This window comes from Caulobacter sp. DWR2-3-1b2 (assembly GCF_049896345.1).
Taxonomy (GTDB): Bacteria; Pseudomonadota; Alphaproteobacteria; order Caulobacterales; family Caulobacteraceae; genus Caulobacter.
The window spans coordinates 1-13301 of sequence record NZ_JAFCUC010000006.1 but is presented as its reverse complement, the minus strand read 5'-3'; the positions used below and the strand labels follow the sequence as shown (position 1 = coordinate 13301).

Annotated in this window: 16 protein-coding genes and 1 pseudogene; 10 read left to right on the top strand and 7 right to left on the bottom strand. The window is 65.6% G+C overall.

What is annotated here, in order from left to right:
- Nucleotides 1–82 precede the first annotated feature (82 nt).
- The 4 genes from gpmA to ACP694_RS15535 all read left to right on the top strand — a co-directional run bounded on the left by gpmA (nt 83) and on the right by ACP694_RS15535 (nt 4191).
- The gene (gene gpmA / locus ACP694_RS15550) at nt 83–796 is read left to right on the top strand and encodes a 2,3-diphosphoglycerate-dependent phosphoglycerate mutase (RefSeq protein WP_426013837.1); all 714 of its coding nucleotides are present in this window, start codon (nt 83–85) and stop codon (nt 794–796) included.
- The gene (locus ACP694_RS15545; protein ID WP_426013836.1) at nt 793–1470 is read left to right on the top strand and encodes an endonuclease NucS domain-containing protein; all 678 of its coding nucleotides are present in this window, start codon (nt 793–795) and stop codon (nt 1468–1470) included. Before gpmA ends, ACP694_RS15545 begins: the two co-directional genes overlap by 4 nt.
- 94 nt (nt 1471–1564) lie before the next feature.
- The gene (locus tag ACP694_RS15540) at nt 1565–2824 is read left to right on the top strand and encodes a pentapeptide repeat-containing protein (RefSeq protein WP_426013834.1); all 1260 of its coding nucleotides are present in this window, start codon (nt 1565–1567) and stop codon (nt 2822–2824) included.
- A 104-nt stretch (nt 2825–2928) separates the two neighbouring features.
- Complete coding sequence (locus ACP694_RS15535; protein WP_426013832.1) at nt 2929–4191, top strand: pentapeptide repeat-containing protein; 1263 nt, start codon at nt 2929–2931, stop codon at nt 4189–4191.
- A 135-nt stretch (nt 4192–4326) separates the two neighbouring features.
- Here ACP694_RS15535 and ACP694_RS15530 read toward each other — a convergent pair whose 3' ends face one another.
- On the bottom strand, nt 4327–4794 hold the full coding sequence (locus ACP694_RS15530; RefSeq protein WP_426013831.1) for an Hsp20 family protein: 468 nt from the start codon (nt 4792–4794) through the stop codon (nt 4327–4329).
- Nucleotides 4795–5023: 229 nt separating this feature from the next.
- Between ACP694_RS15530 and ACP694_RS15525 the strand changes: the two genes are divergently transcribed.
- From ACP694_RS15525 to ACP694_RS15505, 5 genes are all read left to right on the top strand, one after another.
- Entirely contained in the window at nt 5024–5875 is an 852-nt protein-coding gene (locus ACP694_RS15525) for a class I SAM-dependent methyltransferase (RefSeq protein ID WP_426013830.1), read from the top strand.
- A gap of 85 nt (nt 5876–5960) precedes the next feature.
- On the top strand, nt 5961–6857 hold the full coding sequence (locus tag ACP694_RS15520; protein WP_426013829.1) for a class I SAM-dependent methyltransferase: 897 nt from the start codon (nt 5961–5963) through the stop codon (nt 6855–6857).
- Nucleotides 6854–7531, top strand: a complete 678-nt coding sequence (locus ACP694_RS15515; protein WP_426013827.1) for a hypothetical protein — start codon at nt 6854–6856, stop codon at nt 7529–7531. Before ACP694_RS15520 ends, ACP694_RS15515 begins: the two co-directional genes overlap by 4 nt.
- A 94-nt stretch (nt 7532–7625) precedes the next feature.
- Nucleotides 7626–7934, top strand: coding sequence for an SCP2 sterol-binding domain-containing protein (locus tag ACP694_RS15510; protein WP_426013826.1), 309 nt, complete (start codon nt 7626–7628; stop codon nt 7932–7934).
- Between the two features lie 3 nt (nt 7935–7937).
- Nucleotides 7938–8885 (top strand): alpha/beta fold hydrolase, encoded by a 948-nt coding sequence (locus ACP694_RS15505; protein ID WP_426013824.1) that lies wholly within the window; start codon nt 7938–7940, stop codon nt 8883–8885.
- Between the two features lie 16 nt (nt 8886–8901).
- Here the strand turns inward: ACP694_RS15505 and hisN are convergent, their stop codons facing one another.
- Both hisN and ACP694_RS15495 read right to left on the bottom strand, forming a co-directional pair.
- On the bottom strand, nt 8902–9738 hold the full coding sequence (gene hisN, locus ACP694_RS15500; protein ID WP_426013822.1) for a histidinol-phosphatase: 837 nt from the start codon (nt 9736–9738) through the stop codon (nt 8902–8904).
- Nucleotides 9739–9890: 152 nt separating this feature from the next.
- Nucleotides 9891–10274, bottom strand: a complete 384-nt coding sequence (locus ACP694_RS15495) for a helix-turn-helix domain-containing protein (RefSeq protein ID WP_426013821.1) — start codon at nt 10272–10274, stop codon at nt 9891–9893.
- A 145-nt stretch (nt 10275–10419) separates the two neighbouring features.
- Here ACP694_RS15495 and ACP694_RS15490 point away from each other — a divergent pair, with 145 nt between their 5' ends.
- A complete protein-coding gene (locus ACP694_RS15490; RefSeq protein WP_426013819.1) occupies nt 10420–11346 on the top strand; it encodes a lysophospholipid acyltransferase family protein in 927 nt (308 codons plus the stop codon).
- Nucleotides 11347–11349: 3 nt separating this feature from the next.
- On the opposite strand, the gene ACP694_RS15485 is transcribed toward ACP694_RS15490, so the two are convergent.
- From ACP694_RS15485 to ACP694_RS15470, 4 genes and pseudogenes are all read right to left on the bottom strand, one after another.
- Nucleotides 11350–11853, bottom strand: a complete 504-nt coding sequence (locus tag ACP694_RS15485) for a response regulator (RefSeq protein WP_426013817.1) — start codon at nt 11851–11853, stop codon at nt 11350–11352.
- Between the two features lie 97 nt (nt 11854–11950).
- Nucleotides 11951–12691, bottom strand: coding sequence for a M23 family metallopeptidase (locus tag ACP694_RS15480; protein WP_426013815.1), 741 nt, complete (start codon nt 12689–12691; stop codon nt 11951–11953).
- A gap of 107 nt (nt 12692–12798) precedes the next feature.
- Nucleotides 12799–13020, bottom strand: coding sequence for a DUF2093 domain-containing protein (locus ACP694_RS15475; protein ID WP_426013813.1), 222 nt, complete (start codon nt 13018–13020; stop codon nt 12799–12801).
- Nucleotides 13021–13077: 57 nt separating this feature from the next.
- A pseudogene (locus ACP694_RS15470) lies at nt 13078–13301 on the bottom strand (IS30-like element ISAzs27 family transposase); the annotation flags it as partial.

Genomic DNA, 13301 nt, shown 5'->3' with positions numbered 1-13301 from the left:
GAGGGGGGCGAGAGAAGGGCGTGGCGCTTGACGCAAGGTTCCTCGGGGCTTAGCCCGCCCTACGACACATCCTGGAGGCCCGATGCCCGTCCTCGTCCTGCTCCGCCATGGCCAAAGCCAATGGAATCTCGAAAACCGCTTCACCGGCTGGGTGGACGTTGATTTGACCGCCGAGGGCGAGGCCCAGGCCCGCAAGGGCGGCGAGCTGATCAAGGCCGCCGGCATCGATATCGACGAGGCCTATACCTCGGTCCAGACCCGGGCGATTCGCACCAACAACCTGGCCCTGGACGCGGCCGGCCAGAGCTTCGTGCCGGTCACCAAGGACTGGCGCCTGAACGAGCGCCACTACGGCGGCCTCACCGGACTGAACAAGGCCGAGACGGCCGAGAAGCACGGCGAAGAGCAGGTCACGATCTGGCGCCGTTCCTATGACATTCCGCCGCCGGAACTGGCCCCTGGCGGCGAATACGACTTCAGCAAGGACCGCCGCTATGCCGCCAAGGACCTGCCCTCGACCGAGAGCCTGAAGACCACCCTGGTCCGCGTCCTGCCCTATTGGGAAGCCGAGATCGCGCCCAAGCTGAAGGCCGGCGAGACGATCCTGGTCGCCGCCCACGGCAATTCTCTGCGGGCCATCGTCAAGCATCTCTTCAACGTGCCCGACAGCGAGATCGTCCATGTCGAGATCCCGACTGGCAATCCGCTGGTGATTGACCTGGACGCCGACCTCAAGCCGACCGGCGCTCGCTACCTGGACACGTCGCGCGCTCAGCCTCTGCCGGCCATCGGATGATCAAGAGCGCTAGTTTTCGCACATGGATGGTCACGCAAGGCCATACGGTTAATACTGCGAGTAGCTACTCCTCTTACCTAAATGCGATCGACACGACGCTTGGCGGCTTGGACGAAGCCATCGAACGTGAGGGACCTGAGGGAACCCTGCGGTTGCTTGACCAAGCCATCGCAGATCAACAGATCACCTATCCAAGCGACAAAAAGGCGGGCTTGAAACGCTACCTGCAATTCCTTGCTGTAGGGGCACCTTCGAGTGACGCTTCTTCCGAACAAGAAGCAGTCGGCACCACGGAGCCGGATGGATTCGCCTTTCGTTTCGAACGCGAGATGCAGGTTCAGGTGAGGCAACAGCTCGCGGTGCTGGAGCCTGGCCTCGTCGCTGTGGATGACGGGTTGGAAATCTCGGTCGGAACCGGGCGAATCGATATCTTGGCCGAAGATAGCCAGAAGCGTCTTGTGGTTATTGAGTTGAAGGCTGGTCTTTGTCCCTCATCTGCTTTCGAACAGGTGCTTGGCTACGTCGGGGACGTGCGCAAGCTCTACGACAGACCCGTGCGTGCCATGCTCATTGCGGCGGATTTCTCCCCTCGCACCCGAGCGGCCGCGTCGGAAGTGCCAAGCCTCACGCTTCATCGCTATAGTTACCAGCTATCCTTTGATCCTGTGGACTAGCCTAGGCCGCTCCCGAAGCAGTTGGAAACGCAGCGTTAATGCCGGACCGCGCATGCTGGTCGCTTAGCCCTTCGGGGAGACGACAAGAGCACCCATGAACGCCCCGCCCGCGGCAGGCCAAGAGCATCAGCGCCTGACGCAACACGAAGTGGATCTGATCTGCGCCAAGCACGACCGCCTATGGTCGGCTCGGCTCGGCGGAGCGCGCGCCGTGTTCGCCTTCTATGATCTGTCGGGCCTGTCGGTCACCGGCCGCAATCTGTGCGACGCCGATTTCACCGGGGCGCTTCTGGTCGGCTGCGATTTTCGCCGCACCAAGCTCGACAACGCCAGTCTCTACGGGGCCGATCTGCATGGCTCCGACTTGACCGACGCCTCGATGCGACGCTGCGACCTGCGCGGCTCCAGCCTGCGCGGCGCCAACCTGACCGGGGCAGACCTGTTCGAGGCCGACCTGCGTGAAGGCCAGATCGCTGCGGCCGACCGCAAGGAAGGCTACCGGGTCATCGAACCGGTGCAGCGCGAAGCCCAGGCCCACGGCGCGATCCTGGCGGGCGCCAACCTCGAACGTTCGCGCCTGTCTGGCATCATCGCCACCAAGGCCGACTTCAGCGACGCGATCCTCAAGGACGCCAAGCTGATCCGCGCCAACCTCAAGCAAGCCAATTTCAATGGGGCCAACCTGGCGGGCGCCGACCTTTCCGGCGCCAACCTGACCGGCGCCGACCTGCGCAACACCGTTCTGGTGGGCGCCAAGACGATGTCATGGAACATCAACGATACGAATCTCGACGGCGCGTTGACCGACAAGGTCTCGGGCACCGACATCGCCGACATGCCCTACGAGCAGATGATCGCCGACCACGCCCGCTGGTGCGAGACCGGTGGGGCCGAGGGCAAGCCGTCGGTGTTCGACAAGGCCGACCTGCGCAACCTGAAATCCGTGCGCGGTTTCAACCTGACGGCCCTGTCGGCCAAGGGCGCGGTGTTCTACGGCCTGGACATGGAAAGCGTGCAGATGCAGGGCGCGCAACTGGAGGGCGCCGACCTGAGAGCTTGCAACCTTCGTCGCGCCGATCTGCGCGGGGCGCGGCTGAAAGGGGCCAAGCTGACGGGCTCGGACCTGCGTGACGCCCAGCTTGGGCCGTTGCTGATCGGCCGCGACAGGCTTCTGCCCAGCGACCTGACCGGCGCATTGCTGACCAATGCCGACCTGGCGCGGGCCGATCTGCGGCAGGCCTGCCTGGTCGGGGCCGATCTTTCGCGGGCCAATTTCACCAACGCCATACTCAAGGACGTTAACGTCACCGGCGCCATTCGCCAGGGCGCACGGGGTCTTGACGACGTCATATAGCGCCAAGTGTCGTTTTTCGACAAATAGCGATGATTGGGAGCGGGCCTTAACCCTTCGCTCGTTGATCGGCGATATTTTGAAGTTGTATCAAGAGGTTGAGGTTGATGACGGCGGCGCAGACCATGGCCGGAAGGCGGCGGATCAGCCAAGCCGAGCTGGACATGATCGTGGCTGCACACGAGAAGTTCGTCACCGGCAAGCAGGGCGGCAAGCGCGCGTCGCTGCGCTTCATGAACCTGTCGGGCCTGGACCTTTCCTACCGTAACCTCGCCGACGCCGATTTCTCGGCTTCCATTCTCGACGGCTGCCGGATGGTGCGCACCAAGCTCGAGCGCGCCAATCTGTTTGGCGCCGACCTGCGCATGGCCGATCTGCGCCAGGCGATCCTCATCCGCGCCGACCTGCGCGGGGCCTGCCTGCGCGGCGCCAACCTGTCCCAGGCCGACCTCACCCAGGCCGACTTTCGTGAGGGCCAGGTGGCCATTCCCCATCCCCGCAAGGGGCTGGAGAGCTCCCGCCACGAGACCCGCAACGGCGAGGTCGATGAGGTCAACTTCTCGGGCGCCACCCTCGACGGTTCGCAATTTTCCGGCGTCTCGGCCTTCAAGGCCGACTTTAGCGACTGTTCGCTGCGCGGCGCCAAGCTGTCGGGCGCCAATCTGAAGGAAGCCAATCTCAGCGGGGCCATCCTCGACGGCGCTGACGTCAAGGGTGCAAACCTCGAGGGCGCCAACTTCACCGGCGCGGTGATGACCGGCGTGGATACGTCTCTGGCCCGCACGACGGGGGCGGCCATGCAGGGTTGCCTCGAGGCGTCCACCGAGCGGGCGATGTCGCGAGCTGACGAGATCTATCAGCGCTGCCTGGGCAACCAGGCCTGGTGCAAGACTGGGGGCAAGGAAGGCGCCCCCGCCCGCCTCGATGGCGAAGACCTGCGTCCGCTGGGCGACAGGCTCAAGGGCTTGCGCCTGACGGCGATGAGCGCCGCTGGGGCTTGCATGGTCGGCATCGATCTTTCCGGCGCCCAGCTACAGGGCGCCAATCTGCAGAACGCCGACCTGCGCACCGCCAACCTCCGCGGGGCCGACCTGCGCGGCGCGAAGCTGTCGGGCGCCAACCTGACCAAGGCCGATCTGAGGCAGGCCTGCCTGTCACCTCTGCCCTTGGGACCCGAGCGCAAGACCCAGGCCAAGCTCACCGCCGCGCGCTTGCGCTACGCCCTGTTCCAGTCGGCTGATCTGAGCGAGGCGATCCTTGACGACGCCGATCTGTGCGGCGCGGATTTTACCGGCGCGCGCCTGACCAAGACCAGTTTCCGCGACTGCGACCTCGACCAAGCCCAAGGCCTGGACTTCGCACCAGCCTGAGGCTGCATCAGACCAGCGCGAGCGAGTACGTGGCGCCCGTAAATGCGCTTCAACTGATCCCAGAAAAAGGGCGGCGCTTCGCAGCGCCGCCCTGACAGTCATAGAGGGGAAATCAGGTAACGCGTGAAGGTGGAGTTAGGCTGCCTTCTCGCTTTCGATCTTGTCGCCCTCGATCAACGGCGAGGCCGACTTGATCTCGATGGTGCGCGGCTTGAGAGCCTCGGGCAGTTCGCGCTTCAACGAGATCGACAGCAGTCCATCCGACAACGCGGCTTCGGTGACGATCACATAATCGGCCAACTGGAATTGCCGCTCGAAGTTGCGCGCGGCTAGACCGCGATGAAGGTAGTGCTTGGCCTCGTCATTGGCGGCCTTTCGGCCCGTGACGGTCAGAAGATTTTCCTTCACCTCGATGCCGAGTTCTTCCGACTTGAAGCCGGCCACGGCGATCTCGATGCGATACGCGTTCTCGTCAGTGCGCTCGATGTTGTAGGGGGGATAGCCCGAGGTGGCCTCGTTCGAGGCGGCGGCGTCCAACTGGGCGGCCAGGCGGTCGAAGCCGACGAGGGAGCGGTACAAGGGTGAAAGGTCAACGGTACGCATGGTGACATCCTTCTTTCAAAGCAATGTTGTTCAGTCAGTTCTGACCTTTGGTGACCCTGGATAGGCATCGCCGACGGTCCGGAAGGCCCGGGGATCCAGCGCCTTCGAGACCAAGGTGGTGAGGCGAATTTCCACTTCAAGGGGTTGAATGAGGGCCTTGAGGGTGAATCGCTTGCTCGCCGTTCGGTGACGGTTAAGGTCGGCGCGCCCCTAACCGGAGAGCCCGACGATGCCCCTACACCGCCGTCTCCTGCTGGCCGCCGCGGTCGCCCTTTGCGCCGCGCCGGTCCTGGCCCACGCCGCCCCTGTCGATGATCCCGCCCTGAAGGCCGCCATCGCTTCGCCCAGCCGCACGGCCGCCAGCGTCGCCCGCGACGGCGCGCGCCACCCTTATGAAAGCCTGGTGTTCTGGGGGCTGAACCCCCATCAGACCGTGATCGAGGTGTCGCCCGGTGGCGGCTATTGGACCGAAATCCTGGCCCCCTACGCCAAGACCACGGGCGGAACCTACATCGCTGGCGTGGCCGACCTGTCCAATCCCAAGATCTCCGACGGCGCGCGCAAAGGCCGCGCGAACTTCGAGATGCGGTTCATTGATCCGGACAAGTATGGCAGGGTCCGGTTCGCCAATTTCGGCCCCACGGCCGGGCCGCTGGGCGTGCCGGGTTCGGCCGATCTGGTCCTGACCGCTCGCAATGTCCACAACTGGACCGTCCAGCCTGGCGTGGCCGACAAGATCTTCGCCGACTTCTTCGCGGTGCTCAAGCCTGGCGGGATCCTGGCGGTCGAGGATCACCGAGCCGATCCGAAATCCGAGACCGATAAGGGAGCGGATGGGTATCTGGCCACCGCCACCGTGGTGGCCTTGGCGGAAAAGGCCGGGTTCAAGTTCGACGCCAAATCCGAGATCAACGCTAACCCCAAGGACACCAAGGACCATCCGTTCGGCGTCTGGACCCTGCCGCCCGCCCGCCAGAGCGCGCCTGGCGGTCAGCCTGCGGACCCGGCCTTCGACCACGCCAAGTACGACGCCATCGGTGAAAGCGACCGCATGACCCTACGCTTCCGCAAACCTGGCTGACGAAGGTCGTTCGCGGCCTCTTCAGGCCGCCGTTTCGCCAAGGTCGGGTGCAAGATCGGAGGCGTTGAAGGTTTTGGGGGGAAACATGGACTCGAGTGGTCTCTGGTCACGACGGGCGTTGCTCACGGGAACGGCCGCGCTGGGCCTGGTCGGCTGCGGCCGCAAACCTAGCGCCGCCGAGGACGCCAAGCCGCCGGCCAAGGCCGCGCCGATGAGCCTGCGCGACGCCGCCCAAGGCGATTGGCGTTCGGCTGCCGACAGGGCGCGCGATGTCTGGCGTCATCCCGTCCAGACCCTGGAGTTCTGGGGCCTGAAGCCTGGGCAGACCGTGGTCGAGTTCTGGCCTGGCGCGGGCTGGTACACCGATATCCTGGCGCCCTACCTGGCCGCGACGAGCGGCAAGCTCTATGCGGCCGCGCTGCAGACCGACCTACCCGATGATCCAACCGCCAAGGCGATCGTCGAGGCCTATCGCCGCAAACTGACCGACAAGCCCAAGGTCTATGGCGACGTCGTGATCACCGCCTTTGGGCCGACCAGCGGTCCGGTCGCCCCGGCCGGTTCGGCGGATCTGATCCTGTTCCTGCGCAACCTGCACAACTGGATGGCCGCTAGCCTGACCGAGAAGGCCTTCCGCGACGCTTTCACCGCCCTCAAGCCCGGCGGCGTGCTGGGGATCGAGGAACATCGCGGCGAGCCGGGTCGCGTGCAGGACGTGCTGGCCGCCGACGGCTATGTGCAACAGGCCTACGTGGTCGAGATGGCCAAGGAGGCCGGCTTCGTCCTGGCCGATCAGAGCGAGATCAATGCCAATCCCAAGGACACCAAGGACCATCCGTTCGGTGTCTGGACCCTGCCGCCGACCCGGTTGTCGGCCCCGCGCGGCGAGCCCGCCGAGCCCGGCTTTGACCACGCCAAGTACGACGCGATCGGTGAGAGCGACCGCATGACTCTGAAGTTCATCAGACCGGAGCAACCATGATCTCGACCCGCCGCGCCGCCGCCACAAGCCTGATCGGCCTGATTTTGGTCTCCACCGCGACGTTGTCCATCGCCCGGGCCGAGACAGGGAAGCTGGTTCCCGCCACCAAGGTTTTCTCGTTCCTGGAGGCTTTCCTCAAGGTCCCCGCCGCTGAGCGCGCGAGACTGAAGGTCAGCTACGCCCTGCGTCGCGATGGGAGGCCGGCCCCCGGGATCAAGGCTGTTCTCGTCGAGGCGAGCGGCGCGCGCACGCCTCTGCCAATGGACGGCGAGGGACGGTTCGAGCGCACGCCGACCTTGGCCCAACTTCAGGCCAAGGCCCAGATCGCGTTCGACGTCCCGGCCGGTGACAAGTTCGGCGTCGCCATGCAGCTAGATCCCGTGCTGAAGCCAGCGACCGACTATGATGCACGCGAACTCATCGCCACCGTCGCGGAGTCCAACACCGCCATTCGCAAGGCCGCCGGAGCGATGGCGATGATGGCGCCGCAGATGGAGGGACTGACCTTCCTGAAAGCCGAGTCGGGGACGGCCGTGTTCCCCGACGGAAGCACCAAGCCCTTGCCAGCTTCGGCGGGTGCGGTGATTTTCGAGCCCAACGCGTTCAAGGGCGCGACCCGGGTGCGACTCGGAAGAACGCCGGCTGTCATCGACTATTACGACAAGAAGAAATAAGCGGCGGCCGAGTCTGAACAGTGTTTACTCGCCGCGATCCAGCGGCCAGTCTGCCGCCGCAGAATTCACGCGCCACAAAGAGGGAGACGCGCTCATGGCCACGTTGCAGGAAATTACCGATCGTATCAAAGGCGCTGTTGGCGACGACAGCGGCCTGGGCAAGAGCTTGAAGTTTGACCTGAAGGATACCGGCGTCATCCATATCGACGGCGGCTCGGTCACCAATGAAGACAAGCCGGCCGACCTGACCATGACCCTGTCGCTGGACGACCTGCTGGCCATCGGCGCCGGCACGCTCGACCCGACCATGGCGGTGATGACCGGCAAGCTGAAGCTGTCCGATATGGGCACGGCCATGGCCCTGCAGTCGAAGATGGCGGCCCTCTTCGCGAAGATGCGCTGATCCATGGACGGGGCGGCGCCTCTGGTCTCGATTCCCGAGGCGCCCGTCCCCGATCACGGAAATGCCGAATGGTTCAGCGGCGCGGATGGGGCGACCCTCCGCGCCGCTTTCTTTTCGCCTGAAGGTCCGCCGAGGGGTTCGGTGGTCGTAAGCCCTGGCCGCAGCGAACCGATCGAGAAGTATTTCGAGGTCGTCCAGGATCTGCTGGACCGGGGTTTCGTGGTGCTGGTTCATGATTGGCGCGGGCAGGGGCTGTCACACCGCGCGCTGCCCGATCGGCTGAAGGGTCATGCGGCCGGTTTCAAGGATTTCATCTCGGACTACCAGGCCCTGCTGGCCGCCTTCGAGGCGCGCCTTCCCAAGCCGTGGATCGCCTTGGGCCATTCGATGGGCGGTTGCCTGACGGTGCTGATGCTGGCCCAAGGCGAGACGCGGTTTTCCGCCGCAGTGCTGTCGGCGCCCATGCTGGGGCTGAACACCGGCGGCAAGCCGGCCCGCGCCGCCCGCGCCTTGGCCTGGACCATGGCTCGCTCCGGCCTGGCGGGCGACTATGTGCTGGGCGACAAGGGCGACCCGTTCGCCCACACCTTCGCCAACGACGCCCTGACCCACGATCCGGCCCGCTACGTCCGCTTCCAGGCCCAGGTCCACGCCAACCGCGACCTGGCGCTAGGCGGCATCACCTGGGGCTGGAGCGACTTCGCCTTCGCCGCTTGCGCCTGGTTGAGGCGGAGCAAGGGTGTCGAGGCCATCACTATCCCGGTCACGATCGTCGGGGCGGGGCAGGACAGCCGCGTGCTTGTGGCGGACGAGAAAGCCATCGCCGCTCGTATCCCCAACGGTCGCTATATCGAGATCGAAGACGCCTTCCACGAGATCCTGATCGAGACCGACAAGCGCCGGGCGCTGTTCTGGGCGGCGTTCGACGAGACGACGGACGAGATCCTCTAAACCCGCAGAAATTGGCCTACTTCGCCGACCGCCCGAGCGCCACCAGCGCCTCATCCAGGCACCGCCGATCACCCGCGATCACCATCTGACCGCCGTTCTGCCCGATCGGCTTGCCGCGCCAGTCGGTGACGACGCCACCAGCGCCTGCGATCACCGGGATCGCCGCCTCGATGTCCCAGGACTGCAGGCCGGCCTCGATCACCATGTCCATCTTGCCCATGGCGACCATGGCGTAGGCGTAGGCGTCGCAGCCCAGACGGGCCAGTTTGGCGGTGGCGCGCACCTGCAGCCAGGCGCCGCGCTCGGCCCCGTCGAAACAGGCGTCGGGATCGGTGGTGGCGATGACAGCGTCGGTCAGCCTGGCGCACTCCCGCACCTGGATCGGCCGGCTCTCGCCGCGCGACATCAGGCGCGAGCCGGCGGCGCTTCCGATGAATAGCTCGCCGACATAGGGCTGGCCGATCGATCCCAGCACCGGGCGGCCCTGATGGCGCAGGCCGATCAGGGTGGTCCACAGCGGCAGGCCAGAGATAAAGGCGCGGGTGCCGTCGATGGGATCGAGCACCCAGACGAACTCGGCGTCCGGGCGATCCTCGCCATATTCCTCGCCGATCACGCCGTGGTCTGGATAGCGTTCGGCGATCAGCCCGCGAATCGCCGCCTCGGCGCCGCGATCAGCTTCCGTGACCGGGTCGAAGGCGGCGTGGCTGTCGCGCGGCAGGTTCTTGCCCGCGCCCTTGTCCTCCAGCCCGTGGTCCGCCCGGAACAGCGGCAGGATCGCCGCCGCAGAGGCGCGGTTGAGGTCGATGACAAAGGCGTCGAACTGGGCGAGGCGGTCGGCGGAGAGCGTCATGGGCGGAGAATTACCCCGCCCTTCGACTCGACGCCACCATTAGCGCGGCTAGAGCATTTTTCGAGCGAAGTGGTTCCGGTTCGCGTGAAGAAAAATGCTTCAAAACAAAAGGTTAGAGCTCACAGCCTGACGCAGTCAGGTCGGGAAATGCTCTAGGCCTCGGCGACCTCGCCACCATTCAGCGACTTGGCCAGGTCCAGCAGGCGACGTCGCGGACGCTCGCCCAGCAGGTAATAGGCGCGGACCAGGTCCAGCGTCTCCTTGCGGGCGAACATCTCGCCGCCCTCGGCCTCGGCGGCGGTTTCCTGGCGAGCCTGATCTGACAGCCCGTCATAGAAATAGCCGACGGGCACTTCGAGCGCTTCGGACAGCTGCCAGAGGCGCGCCGCCGAGATGCGGTTGGCACCGCACTCGTATTTCTGGATCTGCTGGAATCGCACCCCGACGGCGCCAGCCAGCTGTTGTTGCGTCAGGCCCAGCAAACGGCGCCGACGGCGCAGTCGCTTGCCCAGATAGACGTCGATATCGTTACCCATTGGAGTTCACGCCCCCGATTGCGCTAGCGTCCCGAAACGGCACGGCCTGGGTTGACATCCGCAAGTCGCGTGCCGGGCGAATGGCGCCCCCGGGTGGCCGCTACGCCGAGTCCCACTTGTCAAAAAAGCAGGCTACTAAGAGTTCATGTCGGTTAAGCGTCGGCCTTGGGCCCAGGACATCCTATGGCGCGCGGAAGCGCTCGGTTTCGACCTCTTCATCGGGCTGGTGCGCCTGCTGGGCGTCGATGCGGCCTCGGCCTTTGGCGGTTGGCTGGGCCGCACGGCCGGGCCGCTAAGCGGCGCCCACAAGGTGGCTGTCCGCAACCTGAAGCTGGCCTTCCCGGACAAGGACCCGGCCTGGCATGCGGCCATGCTGCGCGCTCAATGGGATGGCTTGGGCCGAACCTTCGCCGAGTTTCCGCTGATGGACAAAATACTGCCCTCGACCGGGCGGGTCGAAGTGGTCAATCAGGAACGTCTCTTTCAGATCGCCACCGAAAAGACCCCGGTGGTCTTCGTTTCTGGCCATCTGTCCAACTGGGAAGTGATGCCCGCGGCGATCGTTGATTCCGGCGTCATCTGCGAGATGACCTATCGCGCCGCCAACAATCCCTATGTGGACGAGCGCATCAAGGCCAGCCGCTTCCGTTACGGCGTACGGCTCTTTGCGCCCAAGGGGGGAGACGGGGCTCGGGAGCTGTTGGAGGGGATGAAGCGGGGCAAGTCGGTGGCCCTGATGAACGATCAGAAGTTCAACAATGGCGTCGACAGCCCGTTCTTCGGTCACCCGGCGCGCACCGCGCCGGGACCCTCGCGCCTCGCTATCCGCTTCGGCACAGTGCTGCAGCCGATGTCGGTGCAGCGGGTCAAGGGCGCCCGATTCCGCGCCGTGGTCCATGACCCGATCGTCCTGCCCCATACCGGCGATCGCACCGCCGACATCGAGGCCGGCGTGAAGCTGGTCAACGCCTTCATGGAAGAGCGCATCCGCGAGCGGCCGCACGAGTGGTTCTGGGTCCATCGGCGCTGGCCCAACGAGGTCTATGCGGCGATGGCCGCTCGGGGCGACTAGACCCTAGAGCTCCAGCACCCGCTCGGCGCCACGCCGCTTCGGTCCCTTGTAGCCGGGATCGTCACGCCGCCGCCGGCAGGGGCCGAAATAGTCCTCGGTGCGGATGAACGGCCGAGGCTTAAAGATCACGGTATTGATGCGGTCCAGCAGCGAGCGGGCCGTGACCGGCTTGACGACGATCTCGGTGACTCCAGCGTCGCGGGCCTCGAACACCCGGTGCCGCTCGGCGAAACCGGTCAGCATGATGATCGGCAGGAAGGGGTCGGCGCTGTCGGGCGATTGACGGACAAGCTGGGTAAACTGCACCCCGTCCAGCGGCGTCATCTTGAAATCGACGATGGCGATGTCGACCTCTCGATCGCGGACCACCTGCAGGGCCTCGGCCCCATCCATCGCCTCGTACACGTGTCGAACACCCACGCCCTTGAGGATCGTCGAAACGATCGCTCGCATATGATGGTTATCGTCCACCAGCAGGAAACGCAGCTGCTCTAGCGCCGCAGACATCCAGGCTGACCTCCAAGGCGTCAACGAGAGGGGTGGGATACGTCAAGGTTGACGATATGTCGATCCTCGACATATCAGGCGTGCAACAAAAGTCGCTTCACACGCGAGGCGGAGCGGGGCCGATCATCAGCGACGGATCCAGGTTCTGACCATGCCAACGCATCCGCCAGCAAAGGTGCGGACCGGTGGCGCGGCCTTCTTTGCCCACGGCGCCGATGAGTTGCCCTTGGGCGAGCGTCTGGCCAGCAGTCACGTCAACGCGCGACAGGTGGAGATAGGCGGTGATCAGGCCCTGGCCGTGGTCGATCAGGATCAGCCCGCCCTCATAGTGTAGGCCGGTCTCGGCGAAGCTGACCACGCCGGCGGCGGGGGCCACCACGGGCGCGCCGACCGGGGCCGCAAAGTCGACGCCGTAATGCGGGCGCTTGGCCTCGCCGTTCAGAATCCTCTGCCCGCCGAACCGCGCCGAGCGCCGGATGGCCTGGAGCGGCATGATGAAGCCGGTGCGGAAGAAGTCGCCGTCGATCCTGCTGGCGAAGCCGGCGCCCTTGCGAGCGTTCTCGGCGGCGATGCGGGTCAGCAACGCAGGGTCGCTGGGCGAGACCTGGTCGCCGGCCAGGCCGTCGATGCGCTGGATGTCGAAGTCGCCCGGGGCGATGGTCGTCTGGTGGCTGGCGGCGCCGTCGGCGGTCTCGACGGTGATCAGGGCCGGCGGCGGCGCGTCGCGGTCGAAGCCGATCACGAACCAGCCGGCCGCCGAAGCTTGGGTGGCGGGCTCGCCGTTGAGCAGCACCTGGGCGCGCGGTGCGGTGCGACCCACCACGAAGCCGCCCTGCACGAACTTTCCCGACAGCGTCAGGCCCGGCGCCGCGGCGCGGGCGATGGACCCCTGAAGAAGCGCCCCGGCCAGGCCGGTGGTCAGGCCAAGAAGCGAGCGTCGCCGGTTCAGCCTCGGCTCTCCTGCCAGCGCTTCAGGGCTTCGGTCGGGCCGGCATAGGCTTCCTGCAACTCGGGGCTCCAGTAACGCAGGTTTTCCAGCGCCACCTTCGCGCCGGTAACGGCGCACAGCACGTAGTGGCCGGGGCTCATGACGGCGAACTCGCCGTCGCCGTAGTGCAGCGTGGCCGGGCCGCCGGATTTGCCGAGATTGGGATCGAACGTGTTCATCAAGGTCTTTTACGACAATTGGGGGCGGGGGAATAGGTGGGCTCACTCATCATCCGCTCATCCCGGCGAAGGCCGGGATGTGGATTCACACTTGAAGTGCAACAGGGCGTAGACCTCGGCGGGTGTCTGGAAGCCCAGGCACTTTCGAGGCGTGTGGTTGTTGAGCCTGTTGAGCCACAGGATGTCGTCCAGGTCGAGGGTGTCGAGGTTGGTCTTGCGCGGGAGGAAGCGGCGCAGACGGCCGATGGCGTTCTCGACGCCGCCCTTCTGCCAGGGCGAGT